We start from the raw sequence: 19,222 nt of genomic DNA, 5'->3' as shown, positions 1-19,222 counted from the left end.
TGTCACCGGCTCCGCGACCCGTGCCGCCCGTCGGCGCGGGATCGCGGGGCCGGTGGCGTCGCCGGCCGTCGGATGGCCGAGGGTTGTGTCGACCCTGGTCGGTGAGTAACGTCACGAATCGATGTGACTACTCAGCGTCATGGCAGGAGATGTTCCACATGACCCAGTCCACGCAGACCGAACTGCCTCCCTGGCCGCCGACCACCTCCCCGAACAGCCCGTTCACCCTCCTCGACGACACCGAACGACAGCGGTACCCCGGCCCGGTGACCCGGGTGCTGCTGCCCACCGGCGCCACCGCCTGGCTGGTCAGCCGGCACACCGAGGTACGCCAACTGCTGCGCCACCCGGCGTTCAGTTCTGACCTGAACCGCCCCGGCTTCCCGCTGCTGCGCCCGCTGCCCCCCGAGACGGTGCGGAACTCCCGGGGCGCGTTCCTCCAGATGGACGGCGCGGCGCACACCCGCCTGCGGCGGATGCTGACCGCCGAGTTCATGATCAAGAACGTCCGGCGGATCGAACCGCTGATCCACCGGACCGCCGACGAGGCCCTGGCCGACCTGGCCGCCGCCGGCCCGCCGGCCGACCTCGTGTCGACCGTCGCCCTGCCCCTGCCGTCCAAGGTGATCTGCCACCTGCTCGGCGTCCCCTACGCCGACCACGAGTTCTTCCAGTCGCGCAGCCGGCTGCTGCTCGACCGCCGGGTGCCGGCGGAGCAGCTCCAGCACGCCGCCCAGGAGCTACGGGCATTCCTCCGTTCGCTTGTCGACGCCAAGCGGGCCCGTCCCGACGGCGGGGAGGACCTGCTGGGCCGGTTGGTCCGGGACCGGGTCGGGCCGGGTGAACTCGAGGTCGACGAGCTGGTCGGGATGGCCCTGCTGCTGCTCGTCGCCGGGCACGAGACCACCGCCAACATGCTCGGCCTGAGCGTCCTGCTGCTGACCCGCGACCCCGGCCGGTGGGCGCTCCTGCGCGACCGGCCCGAACTCGCGCCGGGGATGGTGGACGAGTTGCTGCGCTACCTCAGCATCGTCCGGACCGGCTTGTTCCGGGTCGCCACCGAGGACGTCGAGATCGGCGGCCAAACGATCCGGGCCGGCGACGGGGTGATCGCCCTGATCGCCCTGGCCAACCGGGACACCGAGGTCTTCGACGACCCCGACGAGTTCGACCCGTACCGGGAGGCCCACCAGCACGTCGCCTTCGGGTTCGGGGTGCACCAGTGCATCGGGCAGCCCCTCGCCCGCGCCGAACTGCGCATCACGCTGGTGGAGCTGGCCCGCCGCTTCCCCGGCCTGCGGGTCACGGCGGACCCGCAGGAGCTGACCACCCGCAACGACTCCATCGTGTTCGGCCTCGACACCCTCCCGGTGACCTGGTGACGCCCGCCCCACGACAGCTACCGGCGGAGACGACGCCGCGGGTGGCCGTCGACCGGGAGCGGTGCTGCGGGGCGGGCAACTGCGTCCTGACCGCCCCGGAGGTCTTCGACCAGGACGACACCGACGGCCTGGTGCTGCTGCGCGACCCCGCACCGCGGGCCGCGTTGCGCGACCGCGTCCAGCGGGCCGTCGACCTCTGCCCGGCGGGGGCGATCCGGATCGGCTGACGGTACGGGGTGGGCGTCCGCCACCCCCATTCACGCCGCGCTGGTCGGGTGCCCGGCCCCGTGACCCGGGCACCCGACCGGCGGCCGCTCAGGGGAGGAGTTCGACGTACCCGTCGGTGCTGTGCAAGCGGATCCGCTGCCCGTCCGGGATCAGCCGGGTGGCGTCCACCACCCCGACGACGGCCGGCAGGCCGTACTCCCGGGCGATCACCGCGCCGTGGGTCATCAGGCCACCGACCTCGGTCACCAGCCCGGCGACCGTGACGAACAGCGGCGTCCAGCTGGGATCGGTGTACGGCGTGACGAGGATGTCCCCCGGTTCGAGATCGGCCCGTGCCACGTCCCGTACGACGCGCGCCCGACCCTCGACGGTCCCGGCGGAGACCGCCAGGCCGACCAGCGCCCCGACCGGCACGTCGTCCCGCCGGTACGTCCCGGCGACGATCTCGCCCTCCGAGGTGAGCACCCGGGGCGGGGTGAGCGCCCGGTACGACCGGTGGTCCGCCATCCGTCGGCGGATGAGCCCGTCGTCGACCCGGCGGGTGCGGACGACCTCGTCGAGTTCGGGGAACGTCAGGTACCAGATGTCCTCCCGGTCCCGCAGCACACCGTCGGCCACCAGGCGGTCGGCCTCGGCCAGCAGCGCCTGCTTGTACGCGAAGGTGCGGGTGACCATGCCGTACTTCGGGTACTCCCGGTAGCCGACGAACGTCCGGGCCCGGTCGATCATCCGTTTGGTCCGGTCGGCCTTGTCCGCGCCGCCGTCGGGCAGGGCCCGCAGCCGCTCCAGCACCTCCCGCTCCTTGTCCCGCGCCGTCCGCAGGCCCTGCTCGAAGTGCCGCCCGCCGGCCCCCGGTGCGAAGTTTCTGATGTTGCCCAGGATCAGCGGCACCAGCATGGCGGGACGTTCCCGCCAGCGGGGCCGGGTGATGTCGATCTCGCCGACCCCCCGCATGCCGTACCGGTCGAGCCAGGACACGATGGCCACCCGGGCCTCCCGGCCACCGGCGAGCTGGTCCAGCCCGGCCAGCAGGTCGTCCGGCCCACCGGGGCCGTCGTGCTCCCGGTCGGGCCCGCCGTCGTCCGCCACCCGGCTCAGGAAGGCCACGACCTCCGGGTACGGCCGGATCGCATCCGCGACGTCCAGCAGAGCCAGCCCCATCTCCGAGGTGACGTTGTGCGGGACGGACTGGGTGAGCAGGTCGGCGGCGTTGCGCTCACCGAGCCACTCGTGCAGGTGCTCGTTGAGCCACCAGACCGCCTCCATCCCGGCCATGATGACCGGGATGCTCCTCGGGTCGATCATCATCCGGGTCAGCCGGGGGAAGTCGGTCCGGATGACATCGAGCAGCGCCGGCCCGGACTTCGTCCGGATCTCGCGGCGCAGGGCGGCGTTGGCGTCGTCGATCCGGGTGATCAGCTCGGTGACCAGCTCGGGGTCGGTCTCGACGGGCGGCGCCGCCGGCCCGGGTGGCGGCCCGGCGGGCTTCTCGTCCGGCACCTCCCGGACGAAGTCACCGCGCTCCACGACGGTCCGCAACGCGTCCCCGATCAGCGGGTCGGATCTGCCCAGGGCCGCCAGCAGGCCGGCGCGGCGGGTCGGCGACGCCAGCTCGGGCGTCACGTCGGCGAACAACCGGCCGGCGGCCTCGTACATGGGCCGGGCGGCGATCAGCTGGTACATCGAGTACCCGAGGGGCTTCATCGGGTCGGTCATCATCTGCTGGTGGCCCACGGAGACGTAGACGTGGTTGTCGGTGTCGTCGGCCACCGGGACGGGGAACAGCGTGGTGACCGGTCGGGTCTGGACGATCTGGAAGTCGTCGTCGACCAGGCACCACTCCACGTCCTGCGGCTGGCCGAAGTGCGCCTCGATCCGCCGACCCAGCCGCGCCAGCTGGACGACCTGCGGGTCGGTCAGCGCCGGCTGGTCCTGCCGCTGCGGGTCGATCGCCACCACCCGCGTCCCGCCGGTCGTCGTGGTGCGCAGGGCGTGGCGTTTGGCAGCGATCGTCCGGGCGACGACGCGGTCGTCGCGGACCCGGAACACGTCCGCGTCGACCAGCCCGGAGATCAGGGCCTCGCCGAGGCCGAGCCCGGCCTCCACGAAGGAGACCCGCCGGTTGCCGGTGACGGGATCGGCGGTGAACAGGACGCCCGCCGCCCCGGCGGGGACCATCCGCTGGACGACCACCGCCATCGCGACCCGGCGGTGGTCGATGCCGTTGCGCTGGCGGTAGGTGACGGCCCGTGCGGTGAACAGGGAGCCCCAGCACCGGCTGATCTGCCGCAGGACCGCGGCCGGGCCGACCACGTTGAGGTAGCTGTCCTGCTGTCCCGCGAAGGAGGCGGTCGGCAGGTCCTCCGCGGTCGCGCTGGACCGCACGGCGTACCCGCCGTGCTCGCCGAGCGTTTCGAGGGCACGGGTGACCTCCGTCGCGACGTCGTCGGGCACGGTGACGCCCTCGATGGTCCGGCGGAGCTGCGCGCTGAGGACGCCGATCGCCGCCCGGTCGGTGGGTGCCAGCCGGGCCAGTCGATCGAGTTGCCCGTCGAGTCCCGGCGCCAGCGCGGTGACCCGCCGGAAGGCGTCCGTCGTCACGCAGAAGCCCGCCGGCACCCGGACCCCGTCGAGCCGGGTCAGCCCACCGAGGTGGGCGCCCTTGCCGCCGACCAGTTCCCGCTGCGTCGGGTCGACCTCACGCAGCCCCCGTACGTACCGCCCGCTCACCGGGAGGCCCCCGGGACGGTCGGGCCCGGCCGCGGGACGGCGGCCGGGTGGTTCAGCGGCCCCGAATATGTCGTCGGGTACGTGGACATCATTTCGCCTTCCGCTGGTGATGAGGTCGCCGGCGCACCGTCGTGATGCATTTCCGCTGGTGGCGACCACGGCTGACGATTCTGCGGGGTGACCCGGGTCTTGCGGCAAGTCCCCCCGTGCGCTATATGTTGGGAGAGCAGGAAATGGTGGGCGCGAGAGAATGGTGAACCCGCCCGGCGAAAACGTTTTCACCTGGTCGCCTGTCGATATCGGGACCGGGGCGCGCTGCGGCTCGACACGCCGGTGACCGGCGCGCGCCGACCTCAGCGGATCAGTGCGTCGACGTCCAGCCCTGCGCGCGCAGCCGTTCGATGCCGTCCAGCAGCAGGTCCAGCGCGAACTCGAACTCGAACTGGTCGTCGCAGCCCGCCCCGACGACGGAGCCGGTGTCGTGCGCGGCGGCGGTGGCGATCTCCGCGACGTGCGGGAACCGGGCCGCGACCTCCGGCGGCAGGGGCGCGGGGGGTGTCGGGGCGGTCGGTCCGGTCCGGCCGGCCTGCCGGGACGCGTCGAACAGCTCCTGGCTGAAGCCCAGGATGCGGCTGCCCAGGGCGTGCATGACGTGGTGGGTGAGGTCGGCGGAGAGTCCGCCGGCCCGCAACGCACCGATCATCGAGTCGAGGTAGCCGAGGACGGCCGGCGTCGCGGTGCTCCGCGACTCGATGGCCAGCGACGCCCAGGGGTGCCGGCGCAGCACCTGCCGGGCCGAGAGGACCCGGCGACGGATCGCGGGTTGCCAGCCGACGCCCGGTGTGAGCGGCTCGATCTCGCCGACCACCACGTCGATCATGCCGTCGAGCAGTTCGTCCTTGTTGGCCACGTGCTTGTAGAGGGCCATCGGCACGACGCCCAGTTCCTGGGCAAGGTTGCGCATGCTGAGCGACTCGATGCCGGCCCCGTCGGCGAGCGTGACGGCGGCGCGCAGGATGCGGTCCCTGCTCAGCGGCGTCCGGCGCAGCGTCTCAGCCTGCTCGGCCATCTCGGTTCCCGTCCTCGGTCGGCGAGGGAAACCATAACCGCATTGACAGGTGTACGGCGTACACCTACCGTGGGGACACGGCGGTGTACGCCGTACACTCCTGAGGAGGAACCGTGAAGGCGATCGTGCAGGACCGGTACGGCCCGCCGGAGACGTTGACCCTCGCCGACGTCGACGTGCCGGTGCCCGCCGCCGACGAGGTGCTCGTCCGGGTCGAGGCCGCCGCGCTCAACGCGTACGACTGGCACGTGATGCGGGGCGATCCCCGGATGGCGCGGCTGGCCCTGGGTCCGACGCGGCCCCGGGCCCGGATCCGGGGGCGTGACTTCGCCGGCCGGGTCGAGGCCGTCGGCGTCGACGTGCGGGACCGGCGTCCGGGCGACGCCGTCTTCGGCGACCTCGGGGACGCCAACGGCGCGTTCGCCGAGTACGTGTGCGCGCCCGCCACCCTGGTCGCGTCGAGGCCGGCGAACCTGACCGCGCCGCAGGCGGCGGCCCTGCCGCTGGCCGGGGTCACCGCGTTGCAGGGGCTGCGCGACGCGGCCCGGGTCGGGCCCGGCCAGCGGGTGCTGGTCAACGGCGCCTCCGGCGGCGTCGGCACCCTGGCCGTCCAGCTCGCCCGGGCGCTCGGGGCGACGGTGACCGGGGTGTGCAGCACCCGCAACGTCGAACTGGTCCGCTCCCTCGGCTGCGATGACGTCGTCGACCACACCCGCGCGGACTTCACCCGGGGCGGCCGGCACGACGTGGTGTTCGACCTGGTCGGCAACCGTTCGCTCAGCGCGCTGCGGCGGGCCCTGACCCCGACCGGGACGCTGGTGCTCTCCGGCGGCGGGGTGTACCGGGGCGGCAGCCTGCTCGGACCGGTCCGGCTCCTCGCCCGGGGGCGGCTGCTGGCCCCCTTCGTCCGGCAGCGCATCGTCGTCCTGACGGCGACCCCCGGCCGGGAGCACCTCGACGCGCTCCGCGCGTACGCCGAGGCCGGCCGGCTCACCCCGGTCATCGACCGGACCTGCCCGTTGTCCGAGGTGCCCCGCGCCATCGCCCGTCTCGAAGGCGGGCACGCCCGGGCGAAGACGGTCGTCACCATCTGAGCGTCGACGTCGCAACCGATGCGGTCGGGTCCCCGATTCCCCGGTCAAGTGCGTCCGGCTCAGAGTTTCGTCAGGGTCACCTGTCAATCAGCTGGCAATGGTGAAAGCGCTTCGATTTCCTGCTCCAGCACTGTCGGTGAGCGGTGAATCTCATTTACCATCGTCGATGCCAAGCCTCGTTCATCCGCCGTTCACCTTGCCGACGGGCGGCCGTCGAGGCGTCGCACCGCGCCCGGGCCCAGCGCAACCCCTCCGCCCGCACCGAGGAACAGGACCCCCATGACAGCCACCGCCCGCCGTACCGCCGTCCTGGCCGGCCTCACCGCCACCCTGCTGGCCGGCCCGCTCGCCGTCGCCGCCGTCGCCGCCGCGACCGCCACGATCACCCTCAACGGCTCCAGCGCGAGCGTCACCGGCAGCAACGTCACCGTCGCCGGCAGCGCCGTCACCATCACCGCGCCCGGCTCCTACGAGATCAGGGGCACGCTGAACAACGGCCACATCGCGGTCGACACCGCCGTCACCGGCACCGTGGAACTCGTCCTCGCCGGGGCCTCGATCACCAACGCCACCTCCTCGCCGCTGTACGTGACGAACGCCAGCGCGGTCACCCTCACGCTGGCCGCCGGCACCAGCAACAACCTCACCGACGCGGCGACATACACCAACACCGGCGAGCCGGACGCCGCCCTGTTCAGCGCCGCCGACCTGACCATCGGCGGCACCGGCGCGCTGACCGTGCGCGCCAACCACGCCGACGGCATCGTCAGCAAGGACGACCTGGTCATCCAGTCCGGCACCATCACCGTCAACGCGGTGGACGACGCGATCCGGGGCAAGGACTCGCTCACCGTCAACGGCGGCACGATCGCCGTGACCTCGTCCGGCGGCGACGGGCTCAAGTCCAACGACACCGAGGCCGGCAAGGGCGTGCTCACCATCACCAACGGCACCATCACGGCCTCGGTCGCCGACGACGCCATCAAGGGTGAGAACGTCCTGAACATCTCCGGCGGCACGATCAACGTCACCCGGTCGTACGAGGCGCTGGAAGGTCTCCGGACCACCATCAGCGGCGGCACCATCACCGTCGTGGCCAGCGACGACGCGGTCAACGCCGCCGAGGAGGGCCTCGGTCACATGGAGCCGTCCGCGATCGCGTTCATCAAGGTCACCGGCGGCACGGTGGTGGCCACCGGCGGCACGGACGGCTTCGACTCCAACGGGTCGCTCACCTTCGCCGGTGGCACCGTGGTGGCCCGGGGCTCCAGCACCCGGGGCGGCGGCGAGGGCGCGATCGACGCCGACGGTCCCATCGCCTTCACCGGCGGCACCGTGGTGGGCGCCGCGCTGACCTCGCTGGCCGTCTTCCAGGCGGTGCCGAACACCGGCCAGGGCTGGGTGGCCCCCCGGTTCAACGCCAACCTGGCCGCCAACACCATCGTGCACGTCGTGTCCGGCAGCACGGTGCTGGGCTCGTACCGGACCTCGGCCACCGTGCGGGAGGTCGTCTTCTCGTCCAACCGGATCACCAACGGCCAGCGGTACGACATCTACACCGGCGGCAGCGTGACCGGCACCAACGTCGGCGGTCTCTACACCGGCGGCAGCATCACCGGGGCCACCCGGGTGCTGACCGGCGTCACCGCCGGCCGGTACGGGCGGTTCTGAGCCCGGGCCCTGCGGTTCGGGCCCGACCGGGCCCGAACCGCGCCACCGGCCCGCCGGTGCACCACTGCCAGATCCGATGCCCCACCGCCCGACGCCGTACGTGGGAAACGGCCGGCGGACACCCCAAGGAGCAAACATGTCCCGCTTGGTCCTGGCCGGAATGGACCTGGTCGCCGTGGTCCTGCTCGTCTTCGCGCTGTACTTCCCGCGCCACCGACGGCGGGACCTGGTGGTGGCCTACCTCGGCGTCAACGTCGGCGTCTTCGCGGTGGCCAGCTCACTGAGCAGCAGCACCGTCGGCGCCGGGCTCGGGCTGGGGCTGTTCGGAGTGCTGTCGATCATTCGGCTCCGGTCCACGGAACTCGACCAGCACGAGGTGGCGTACTACTTCTCGGCGCTCGCGCTCGGCATCCTCGGCCCGCTGTCCGGCACCTCGGTCTGGACGGTCGGCGCGTTGACGGTGCTGATCCTCGGCGTGATGTTCGTCGGGGACCATCCCCGGCTGCTGCGCCGGTACCGGCGGCACGTCATCGTGCTGGACAGCGCGGTCACCGACTCGGTCGCCCTCACCGCGCACCTGGAGCAGTTGCTCGGTGCCCGGGTGCACAACGTCAACGTCGAGCGCGTCGACCTGGTCAACGACACCACGATCGTGGACGTCCGTTACTCACGGCCCAGGGTCACCGCCACCGGCGGGCGGCGGCCGGTCGACGCGGGCGCCGTACGGTGACCGCCGTCGACCCGTCCACCGGTGCGCTGGCCCAGCTCACGCCGATCGGGCTCGCGGAACTGACCGAGCGCGCCGCGCTACAGACCCGGTTCGACCGCAAGTACCTCCTGCCGCTCGCCGAGCTGCCCCGCCTGCTCGCCGGGCTCGACCGCACCGACCAGGTGCTGGAGATCGACGGCAGGCGCGCCTTCCGCTACGAGTCGATCTACTTCGACACCGCCGACCTGGTCAGCTTCCGGCTCACCGCCCGTCGACGCCGCCGCCGCTTCAAGATCAGGACGCGGACCTACCTGGACTCCGGCCTGTGCTGGCTGGAGGTGAAGACGGAGGGCACCCGGGGTGGCACGGTCAAGGAGCGGCTGCCCTACCGCCCCGACGACAGCGGCACCCTCGCCCCCGGCCGGTCGTTCGTCGACGGGGTGCTCGCGGCGCTGAGCACCGGTCCCGCCCTGACCTTCTCGCCGACCCTCACCACCAGCTACCTGCGCAGCACGCTCTACCTGCCGGCGACCGCCAGCCGGGCGACCATCGACGTCGCGCTGCGCTGGGAGGACCACCGCGGCCGTCGGCTGGCGCTGCCCGAGCTGGCCATCATCGAGACCAAGACCGGCTCCACCGCCTCCCACGTCGACCGGCTGCTCTGGCGGCAGGGGCACCGCCCGGTGGCCATCTCCAAGTACGCGACCGGACTGGCCGCGCTCGACCCCGAACTACCCGCCGGGCGCTGGCGACGCACCCTGCGCCGGCACTTCCATCCCGCACCCGCCGGACAGGGGACGCCTCACCCCGCAGAAGAGGTCGCCGTGGGCCCCGACGGGAGCCGCAACGCGTATCCGACGCCCCGGACGGTGTGAATCAGGGGCGGGTCCCAACGGTCGATCTTCCGGCGCAGGCAGTGGACGTACGACTCGACGATCCGGCCGTCGCCGCCGAAGCGGTAGTGCCACACCCCGTCGAGGATCTGCGCCTTGCTGACCACCCGGCCCGCGTTGGCGAGCAGGAACCGCAGCAGGTTGAACTCGGTGGGCGACAACGGCACCGGGTGCCCGCCCCGGCGCACCTCGTGGGCCACCTCGTCGAGTTCCAGGTCGGCGAAGCACAGCAGACCGTCGTCCCGCGCCTGCTGGTCGACCCGGCACCGCCGTAGGACCGCCCGCACCCGGAGCACCAGCTCCTCCAGGCTGAACGGCTTGGTGACGTAGTCGTCGGCCCCGGCGGCCAGCCCGGCGATGCGGTCGGCCAGCTCGTCGCGGGCGGTGAGGAACAGCACCGGCACCCCGGAACCCGGCCCCGCCCACAGGCTGCGGGCGACCTGGAGACCGTCCACGTCCGGAAGCATCACGTCGAGCACCACCAGGTGCGGGTCGAAGTCCGCCGCCACGACCAGCGCCTCCCGGCCGTCGGCGGCCACCCGGACCTCGAACTCGTGTCTGCCCAACGCCGCCGAGAGCAGCATCCGCAGGTTCGGATCATCGTCCACGACGAGCACCCTGGCCATCAGGGTGATCACGCACTGTGCGTACGGGACATGGTGGGAAGGGCCTCGCAGTCGGCTGTGGATCAGCGGTGAACGACCTGCCACCGACGACCGGACGGTCGCCCGGGGCCGCCCACCCGACCTCGCGTCGGGTGGGCGGCGGCGGCGCTCAGGGGCTGGTGCAGGTCGGCGACGGGCTGGTCGGCGTGCCGGTGCCGAGGAAGCCGAAGGTCGTCGAGGTGCCGGGGGCGAGGGTGCCGTTGTAGTCGGCGTTGCGCACGGTCACGGTCGTACCGCTGGTGCTCAGCGTGCCGTTCCAGACCTGGCTGATGCCCTGTCCGCTGGCCAACTGCCAACGGGCGGTCCAGCCGTCGACGGCGGCGCTACCGGCGGTCACCGTGACCTCGCCCTGGAAGCCACCCGACCACGAGCCGATCGTCCGGTACGTCGCGGTGCAGGCGGTGCCGGGCGGCGGGGTCGTCGGTGGCGGGGTGGTGGGCGGCGGAGTCGTCGGCGGCGGAGTCGTGGTGGGGGGCGGGGTCGTCGTCGGCGGCGGGGTGGCCGGGATCGTCGGCCCGCCCGGCGGCACCAGCGGGCAGGTGGAGCTGTACCGGGAGACGCCGGTGCTGTTCGCCAGCGGGCAGAGGAACTGCGTGTAGCGGGTGTCGTAGTCCAGGAAGATCTTGAGCCAGGGGATCAGCAGCCGCATCTCGGTCGGGTTCGACCGGGTGAACGACAGGTGGTCGTTGCCGGCCAGCTCCGCCCAGGCGTGCTCCACCCCGGCGGGCAGCGTGTTGTAGATGCCCTGCACGTATGACGGGGTGACGGTGCCGTCGTTCTGACCCGACAGGAGCAGGGTGGGGACCTGGGTGGTGGACATGTTCAGGTTGTTGCCGGGCGTACCGGGGGCGAGGCCGACCGCGGTCCGCAGCGACGGCCGCCGCAGCGCGGCCAGCAGGGTGCCGGCTCCACCTGCGGAGTGGCCCATCACGCTGAGCCGGTTGGGGTCCACCCGGCTGCGCACCGGGCTGGTCCGGGTGAGGTAGTCCAGCCCCGCGAGCAGCTGGGTGGCCCGGGCGTCGGCGCCGTCGGTCCGGCTGTTGGTCTCGATCCCGAGCACCACGAACCCGAAGGACGCCAGCCAGGGGCCCATCCAGGCCTCCTCGTTGGCGAACAGGGCGGAGTACCCGGGCACGATCGCCACCGCGCCCCAGGTGCCCAGGCTGGTGTCGGTCGGGTAGTAGACGAACCCGCCGTTGAAGCCGTTGCCCGCCGGCACGGTCGCCTGCGTGGTGGCGAACGGCCCCCGGGTGGCGGCCACACTGGCCGGGGTCGGGTCCGGGCCACGCTGGTAGGGGTTGTCCGCCGCCGCCACCGCGGCGTGCGGCGCGGTCGCGGTCACCACGAGGCCGAGGAGCACCGCGAGGCCGGCCGAGAGCCAGCTCACGGACCGGGCCACGGAGGTCCGGCGGCCGGCCGGGGGTGGGGTCGGGGGTCGATCTGTCGGTAGCGTCACTTCAGGCATCTCCTTCGTTGGACGGGGCTGCGGGCTACCGCCGGCTCCACTGCTGGTTGGCCTGGCCGTTGCAGGTCCACAGGACGAGCTTCGTGCCGTTGGCGGTGGCCCCGCCGTTGGCGTCGAGGCAGAGGCCGGACTGCACGCCGGTGATGGTGCCGTTGGCGTTGACGTTCCACTGCTGGTTGGTGCCGCCGTGGCAGTCGTACGTGGTGACCAGGGTGCCCGGGGTGGTGCCGTAGCCGGCGGCGTCCAGACACTTGGTGCCGAGCACGGTCAACGCCCGGGCGGAGGTGTACGTCCACTGCTGGTTGGTGCCGCCGTGGCAGTCCCAGAGCTGTAGCTGGAGCCCGTTGGTGGTGGCGGATCCGGGCACGTCGACGCACCGGCCCGACGGGGTGCCCACGATGGTGGTGGTCTGTCCGCCGCTGTTGCCCGGGTTGCCGATGCTGCCGGGCACCGACTGCAGGGCGCTGTACCAGCGGGCGGCCATCTTGTCGTAGCCGCCGGAGGTGGGGTGGATGCCGTCGATCAGGTCGGCGGTGGTCAGGGCGCTCTGCATGTCGACCAGGTGGACCCGTTTGCCGGCGTTCACCTTGCTCTGCACGATGCCCGGGATCGCCGCGTTGAAGGTGCGCGCGGCCGCCGCCTGGTTGCTGTTGGACAGTGTGATGATCTGCGCGACGAACACCTCGGCGGTGGGCGCGGTGTTCGTGATCTTGTCGATCAGGGTGGAGAGCCGGTTCGGCGCGCTGCCCACGTTGTAGTTCTGGAGGATGTCGTTGGTGCCGATGTGCAGCAGCACGGTCTGCGGTCGTTGGTTGTTCAGCCAGCCGACGATGTTCGCGTCGATCTGGTCGATGCGCCAGCCGGGGTGCCCCTCGTGGTCGTGGTCACCGAGGCTGCCCGGCCCGTTGAACTGCGATCCGGTGAAGTCGGTCGTGTAGCGACCGGCGGCCAGGCGCTGCCAGAGCCCGATCCGGTAGCCGCCGGGCACCTGGGTGCCCTCGGTGATGGAGTCGCCGAGCGGCATCACCCGTACCCCGCCGTTGGATTCGGCGTGGGCGGGGCCGGTCGGTGTCACCACCCCGGCGGTCATGACGCCGAGTACGGCGAGCGCCGCGAGCCATCGTGCCCTCGTTCGCATGGACTTCTCCCCTGGATCGGTGGAGCTGGCCGAGGGCGTGGGCCGGTCGGACGGCCGCCGTGGTGAGGGGCGGCACGCCGGTGACGCGGATCGGCCGGACCGGACAGCCACCGGCTGCCGGGCCCGGCCGGGCACACGCCGATCGCCACCTCGACAGGACGGGGCGGCCTCGGCACCGGGACGGGTGTGAGCGTTAACAACGACCATTGTAAATACTTGTCGCTGACCTGGTCCAGTTCGGCCCACCGCCGGCTCGGAACGGAGGGCGACCGGGCACCCGCACCATCCGGGAGATGGACGCCACGGCCGAGGCCGCCGGCCGGACCACCCGGCGGACGGGGCGGCTCGCCACACCGGCGGGCCGCCCCGTCCCTTCGTCACCCGTGCTCAGGGCTGCGGCAGCGCCGCATCGATGATCGCGGCCTGCTCGACCTCGTGCTGCTTGGCGGAGCCGACCGCCGGGGCGGCGGCAGCCGGGCGGGAGATGCGGCGCAGCCGCACCCCGTCCAGGTGCTCCACCAGGTTGAGCGCCACGAACGACCAGGCACCCTGGTTGGCCGGCTCCTCCTGCACCCAGGCGACGTCCTCCGCCTGGGGGTACCGGTCGAGCACCGCCCTGAGTTCCTCGACCGGCAGCGGGTAGAGCTGCTCCAACCGGACGATGGCGGTGTCGCCGATGCCGCGGTCGGCGCGGGCCTGCACCAGGTCGTAGTAGACCTTGCCGGAGCAGAGCAGCACCCGCCTGACCGTCTCGGCGGACGGCGACTCGACACCCGGCCCGCCGTCGTCCAGCACCGGTCGGAAGCCGCCGGTGGTGAAGTCCGCAACGTCCGAGACGCAGAGCCGGTGCCGCAGCAACGACTTCGGCGAGAAGACCACCAGCGGCTTGCGCTTGGTCGACAGGGCCTGCCGGCGCAGCAGATGGAAGTAGTTGGCCGGGGTGCTGGGGATGGCGACCCGCATGTTGTCCTGCGCGCACAGTTGCAGGAAGCGCTCCGGCCGCCCGGACGAGTGGTCCGGCCCCTGTCCCTCCTGCCCGTGCGGCAGCAGCAGCACCAGCGACGACCGCTGACCCCACTTCAGCTCGCCGGAGGAGAGGAACTCGTCGATGATGGACTGCGCGCCGTTGGCGAAGTCACCGAACTGCGCCTCCCAGAGCACCAGCGCCTCGGGGTTCTCCACCGAGTAGCCGTACTCGAAGCCCATGGCGGCGTACTCGCTCAGCAGCGAGTCGTGCACGAAGAACCGTGCGTCGCCGGTGGCCAGACGGGACAGCGGCAGGTACGACTCACCGGTGGCCGCGTCGACGACCGCGGCGTGCCGCGAGGTGAACGTGCCGCGTCGCGAATCCTGGCCGGCCAACCGGACGGTGACGCCCTGGCCCAGCAGCGAGCCGAAGGCGACCAGCTCACCGAAGCCCCAGTCGATACCGCCCTCGACCGCCATCCGCGCCCGCCGCTGCAACACCTGCTGGACCCGCTTGTGCGCGGTGAACCCCTCCGGCAGGTGCAGGTGGGCCTCGCCGACCGCACGGACGGCCGCCGCGTCGACGGCGGTGTCGACCTGCGGTTCGGGCTCCGCCGACCAGGACGGGCGGGCCCGCGCCGGCGCGACGGCCGCGTCCCGGCTGGCCTTGAAGACCCGCTCCAGCTCGGCCTGGTACTCGCGGAGCTGCTGCTGCGCGGTCTCGACGGTGATGTCGCCCCGGCCGATCAGCTCCTCGGTGTAGATCTTCCGGACGCTGCGCTTGGCATCGATGATCTCGTACATCCGGGGGTTGGTCATCGACGGGTCGTCGCCCTCGTTGTGCCCACGGCGGCGGTAGCAGACCAGGTCGATGACGACGTCCTTGTTGAACGCCTGGCGGTACTCGAAGGCCAGCCGGGCGACCCGGATCACCGCCTCCGGGTCGTCGCCGTTGACGTGGAAGATCGGCGCCTGGATCATCCGGGCCACGTCGGTGCAGTAGAGCGACGAACGGCTGTACTCGGGGGCGGTGGTGAAGCCGACCTGGTTGTTGACCACCACGTGCACGGTGCCGCCGGTGCGGTAACCACGCAGCTGGGACAGGTTGAGCGTCTCGGCCACGACCCCCTGCCCGGCGAACGCGGCGTCACCGTGGACCAGCACCGGCAGCACGGTGTAGCCCTCCAGGCCCAGGTCGAGCCGGTCCTGCTTGGCCCGGACGATCCCCTCCAGCACCGGATCGACGGCCTCCAGGTGCGACGGGTTGGCCACCACGCTGACGGTGGTGCAGTGCTGGCCGTCGGGTGTGGTGTATTTGCCGGTCTGCCCGAGGTGGTATTTCACGTCGCCGGAGCCGTGCGCCGAGTCCGGGTCCATCTGGCCCTCGAACTCGTTGAAGATCTTCTCGTACGGCTTGCCGACGATGTTGGCGAGCACGTTGAGCCGGCCCCGGTGGGCCATGCCGATGACCAGCTCGTGGAAGCCGCCCTCGGCGCAGGCCTGGAGCACCTCGTCGAGCAGGGGGATCAGCGACTCGCCGCCCTCCAGCGAGAAGCGGCGCTGGCCGACGTACTTGGTCTGCAGGAAGGTCTCGAACGCCTCGGCGGCGTTGAGCCGGTTGAGCAGGTGCTGCTGTTCGTCCGGGTCCGGCTTGGTGTACCTGATCTCGATGCGCTCCTGGATCCAGCGACGCTCCTCCGGCTCCTGGATGTGCATGTACTCGATGCCGACCCGGCGGCAGTAGGTGTCCCGCAGGACGCCGAGCACGTCGCGCAGCCGCATCTTCTGCCGGCCGGCGAAGCCACCGACCGGGAAGGTCCGGTCGAGGTCCCACAGGGTCAGGCCGTGTTGCAGGACGTCCAGGTCGGGGTGCCGGCGGATCGTGAACTCGAGCGGGTCGGTGTCGGCCATCAGGTGCCCGCGCACCCGGTAGGCGTGGATCAGCTCGATCACCCGGGCGGCCTTGTCGATCTGCCCCTCGGAGGTCCGGGCGACGTCCCGCATCCAGCGCACCGGCTCGTACGGGATGCGCAGCGAGGTGAAGATGTCGTCGTACAGGCCGTGCCCGCCGAGCAGCAGTTCGTGCACCGTCTTGAGGAACTCGCCGGACTGCGCGCCCTGGATCACCCGGTGGTCGTAGGTGCTGGTCAACGTGGTGACCTTGCTGATGCCGTGGTCGGCCAGGGTCTCGTCGGACATCCCCGAGTACGGCGCCGGGTACTCCATCGCGCCGACGCCGATGATCGCGCTCTGGCCGGGCATCAGCCGGGGCACCGAGTGCACGGTGCCGATGCCGCCCGGGTTGGTCAGCGAGATCGTCGTGCCCGAGTGGTCCTCCATGGTCAGCTCGCCGCGCCGGGCCCGCCGGATCAGATCCTCGTAGGCCTGCCAGAACTGCCGGAAGTCCATGCTTTCGCACTTCTTGATCGACGGTACGACCAGGGTGCGGGTGCCGTCCGGCCGGGCCAGGTCGATGGCGATGCCGAGGTTGACGTGCTCCGGCTGCACCAGCGCCGGCTTGCCGTCCACCTCGGCGTAGGAGTTGTTCATCTCGGGATGCGCGACGACCGCACGCACCAGCGCCCAGCCGATCAGGTGGGTGAAGCTGACCTTGCCGCCCCGGCCCCGGGCGAGATGATTGTTGATCACGATGCGGTTGTCCACCAGCAGCTTGGCCGGCACGGCGCGGACACTGGTGGCGGTCGGCACGTGCAGCGAGCTGTTCATGTTCTGCACGATGCGGGCCGCGACCCCGCGCAGCGGGACCGTGCTCGCGGCGGTGGCCGGGTCACCCGCCACGCCACCGCCGGACGTCGCCCCACCGGCCGCCCGGATTCCGCCGGCCCGGTCACCGGACGACCCGGCCCGCTCACCAGGCGACCCGGCCCGCTCACCGGACGCGGGGGCCTTCCCGGCCCGGGCGGTCCGTGGAGACGGTGCGCTCGCCTCGGTCGCCGCCCCGGCAGGGCTGTCCGCGGCCGGCACCGGATCCGGAGCGGTCGCCTCCCGAGGCGGGACGGTCGCGCCCGATGGCGGGACGGTCGCGCCCGGCGGCGGGACGGTCGCGCCCGCACCCGGTCGGTAGTCGGCGAAGAAGTCGTGCCAGGCATGGTCGACGCTCGCCGGATCGGCCAGATAACGCTGGTACATCTCGTCGACGATCCACTCGTTGGGACCGAAATCCGCGAGCGGATTGTCCTGCGAGGTCTGCTGGGTCGACACAGCCGGGTTCGCCTCTTTCACCACAGATTGACGGCACGCGACGATCTCGTCACGGCGGACGGAAACCACGTCCGATTCAGGCTACGCCGACACGTGCCTGCATTGTGGACACGGCCTACCGTCAGATCCGACTCCGCCGGGGGTCCGGTCCCGGGGCGGTGCGGTCGCCGACCGGGGTGGTCGGCGACCGCACCGCAGGCGGTGGGCCGGTCGCGGCCGGACGGTATGCCGTCGCGGCGGCCGGTACGCGTAGCGGGCCCGGCTACCTGCCCAGGGTCACCTTGAGGATCCGCTCGTTGCTGTTGTTGGGGATGCTGTCCTTGTCACCGCCGGTGCTCGTGGTCAGCCACAGGTTCCCGTCGAGGGTCGGCTCGACGGTCCGCAGCCGGCTGTACGTGCCGACGAAGTACTGCTGCACGTCGGTGAGGGTGTTCCCGCTGATCACCGCCCGGTACATCCGGTTGCCCCGCAGGCAGCCGAGGTAGAGCACGTCCCGGACGATGGCCAGGCCGCTGCACGACGCCTCGGCCACCGGGTAGGTGCGGATCGGGGCGATGAAGTTGGGGTTGGCGCAGCTGCCCGTGGTCCCCTCGCAGGCCGGCCACCCGTAGTTGCCGCCCCGGACGATGATGTTGGTCTCGTCCATGACGTTGTTGCCGAACTCCTGCTCGAAGAGCCGGCCCCGGGAGTCGAACGCCAGCCCCTGCGGGTTGCGGTGCCCGTAGCTCCAGACCGCGTTGCCGAACGGGTTGTCCGACGGCACGGTGCCGTCGGGGCGGATCCGCAGCACCTTGCCGCCCAGGTCGTTGACGTCCTGGGCACGGTCCGGGCTCTGCCCGTCGCCGGTGGCGGCGTAGAGCATCCCGTCCGGGCCGAACCGCAGCCGCCCGCCGTTGTGGTACTTGTTGCGCGGGATACCGGTCAGCAGCACCTGTACCGTGCCGGTCTGCAACGTCCCGTCGTAGCGGATGCGGACGATCCGATTGTCGGTCGTGGTGGTGTGGTAGATGTACAGCCACCTGTCGGTGGTGAAACTCGACGACACGGCCAGCCCGAGCACCCCGCCCTCGCCGTTGGTGCCGGCCACGTTGGGCACCGTGCCGATGCTGCGCTTGTTGCTGCCGTCCGGGTTCATCGCGACGACGTCGAACAGGTCACGCCGGCCGTAGAGCACCGTGCCGTCGGGCAGTTGCACCAGCCCCCACGGCAGGTCCCGCTCGGTGGTGACCACCGTGGTGCCGCAGACCGCACTGGTGCAGGCCGACCCGGTACGCACGGTCACCGCGCTGCTCGCCGTGGAGGTGTTGCCCTGCGCGTCCCGGGCGACGACCGTGTAGCGGTACTCGGTGTCGGCGGCCAGCCCGGTGTCGGTGAACGAGGTCGCCGGCGGGTTGCCGGCCGTGCCGGTGACCGAGCCGACCGTCACCCCGCCGCGCAGGATGTCGTACCGGGTGACCGCCACGTTGTCGGTGGACGCCGTCCAGGTCAGGGTCACGTCGGTGCCGTTGGCGGTGGCGGCGAGGTTGGTCGGGGTGGTGGGCCGCTGGGTGTCCGACTGGCAGAACGGCGGCGTCACGGAGAGCGTGGCACTGGCCTGCGACACGTTGCCGGCGGCGTCCCGGGCGTTGACGTACCACCCCCAGGTGACGCCCTGCGCCACGGTGAGGGTGGCGGTGAGCGTGTTGCCGGCGACCGAGGTGACCAGTTGGCCGTCGTGGTAGATGTCGTAGTACGCGACCCCGACGTCGTCCCGGGACGCCGACCAGGCGAGCGTGACCGACTGACAGGTCAGCCGGGTGCTGCGCAGGTAGCCCGGCGCGGTGGGCGGCCGGGTGTCGGCGGCGGCCCGGACGAGGGTCGTCCCGCCCGGCGTGGCCGGTGGGCCGGCGGTGACGGGTGCGCCGGCCAGGACGGTGCAGGCGCTGGTCAGCAGCGCGAGGCCGACGACGCGACGGGGATGGCGAAGACTGGATCGCACGCGATAGGTCCC

At 72.1% G+C, this 19,222-nt stretch carries 13 protein-coding genes; 6 read left to right on the top strand and 7 right to left on the bottom strand.

What is annotated here, in order from left to right; translation table 11 throughout:
- The first annotated feature begins 158 nt into the window (after positions 1-158).
- The gene (locus ACN265_RS32700) at positions 159-1,382 is read left to right on the top strand and encodes a cytochrome P450 (protein ID WP_421411268.1); all 1,224 of its coding nucleotides are present in this window, start codon (positions 159-161) and stop codon (positions 1,380-1,382) included.
- Positions 1,379-1,609 carry a ferredoxin gene (locus ACN265_RS32695; RefSeq protein ID WP_307826173.1) on the top strand — a complete coding sequence of 77 codons (231 nt, stop codon included), beginning with the start codon at positions 1,379-1,381 and terminating at the stop codon, positions 1,607-1,609. The genes ACN265_RS32700 and ACN265_RS32695 overlap by 4 nt, the downstream gene beginning before the upstream one ends.
- Before the next feature lie 88 nt (positions 1,610-1,697).
- Here the strand turns inward: ACN265_RS32695 and rph are convergent, their stop codons facing one another.
- A complete protein-coding gene (gene rph / locus ACN265_RS32690) occupies positions 1,698-4,340 on the bottom strand; it encodes a rifamycin-inactivating phosphotransferase (protein WP_421411266.1) in 2,643 nt (880 codons plus the stop codon).
- Between the two features lie 361 nt (positions 4,341-4,701).
- Complete coding sequence (locus ACN265_RS32685) at positions 4,702-5,409, bottom strand: TetR/AcrR family transcriptional regulator (protein ID WP_421411264.1); 708 nt, start codon at positions 5,407-5,409, stop codon at positions 4,702-4,704.
- Between the two features lie 113 nt (positions 5,410-5,522).
- Between ACN265_RS32685 and ACN265_RS32680 the strand changes: the two genes are divergently transcribed.
- The 4 genes from ACN265_RS32680 (at position 5,523) to ACN265_RS32665 (ending at position 9,758) form a co-directional block, all read left to right on the top strand.
- On the top strand, positions 5,523-6,503 hold the full coding sequence (locus ACN265_RS32680) for an NAD(P)-dependent alcohol dehydrogenase (RefSeq protein ID WP_421411262.1): 981 nt from the start codon (positions 5,523-5,525) through the stop codon (positions 6,501-6,503).
- Between the two features lie 279 nt (positions 6,504-6,782).
- Complete coding sequence (locus ACN265_RS32675) at positions 6,783-8,174, top strand: carbohydrate-binding domain-containing protein (RefSeq protein ID WP_420117224.1); 1,392 nt, start codon at positions 6,783-6,785, stop codon at positions 8,172-8,174.
- Positions 8,175-8,310: 136 nt separating this feature from the next.
- Positions 8,311-8,904 carry a DUF4956 domain-containing protein gene (locus ACN265_RS32670; protein WP_363649232.1) on the top strand — a complete coding sequence of 198 codons (594 nt, stop codon included), beginning with the start codon at positions 8,311-8,313 and terminating at the stop codon, positions 8,902-8,904.
- Positions 8,901-9,758, top strand: a complete 858-nt coding sequence (locus tag ACN265_RS32665) for a polyphosphate polymerase domain-containing protein (protein WP_421411259.1) — start codon at positions 8,901-8,903, stop codon at positions 9,756-9,758. Before ACN265_RS32670 ends, ACN265_RS32665 begins: the two co-directional genes overlap by 4 nt.
- Here ACN265_RS32665 and ACN265_RS32660 read toward each other — a convergent pair.
- The 5 genes from ACN265_RS32660 to ACN265_RS32640 form a co-directional block, all read right to left on the bottom strand.
- Positions 9,686-10,402: a response regulator transcription factor gene (locus ACN265_RS32660; RefSeq protein WP_420117887.1), complete on the bottom strand. Its 717-nt coding sequence runs from the start codon at positions 10,400-10,402 to the stop codon at positions 9,686-9,688. The two genes, ACN265_RS32665 and ACN265_RS32660, sit on opposite strands and share 73 nt — an antisense overlap.
- Positions 10,403-10,550: 148 nt before the next feature.
- The gene (locus ACN265_RS32655; protein ID WP_421411257.1) at positions 10,551-11,828 is read right to left on the bottom strand and encodes a cellulose binding domain-containing protein; all 1,278 of its coding nucleotides are present in this window, start codon (positions 11,826-11,828) and stop codon (positions 10,551-10,553) included.
- A gap of 103 nt (positions 11,829-11,931) precedes the next feature.
- A complete protein-coding gene (locus ACN265_RS32650) occupies positions 11,932-13,044 on the bottom strand; it encodes a ricin-type beta-trefoil lectin domain protein (RefSeq protein ID WP_421411256.1) in 1,113 nt (370 codons plus the stop codon).
- Between the two features lie 387 nt (positions 13,045-13,431).
- Entirely contained in the window at positions 13,432-17,232 is a 3,801-nt protein-coding gene (locus ACN265_RS32645; RefSeq protein WP_421411254.1) for a multifunctional oxoglutarate decarboxylase/oxoglutarate dehydrogenase thiamine pyrophosphate-binding subunit/dihydrolipoyllysine-residue succinyltransferase subunit, read from the bottom strand.
- A gap of 262 nt (positions 17,233-17,494) precedes the next feature.
- Positions 17,495-19,210: a PQQ-dependent sugar dehydrogenase gene (locus ACN265_RS32640; RefSeq protein ID WP_421411252.1), complete on the bottom strand. Its 1,716-nt coding sequence runs from the start codon at positions 19,208-19,210 to the stop codon at positions 17,495-17,497.
- Positions 19,211-19,222: the final 12 nt, after the last annotated feature.

The organism is Micromonospora sp. WMMD730, assembly GCF_049178955.1.
Lineage (GTDB): Bacteria > Actinomycetota > Actinomycetes > Mycobacteriales > Micromonosporaceae > Micromonospora > Micromonospora wenchangensis.
Note: the sequence above shows the minus strand (reverse complement) of the source record. Positions and strands in the feature narration are given on the sequence as shown.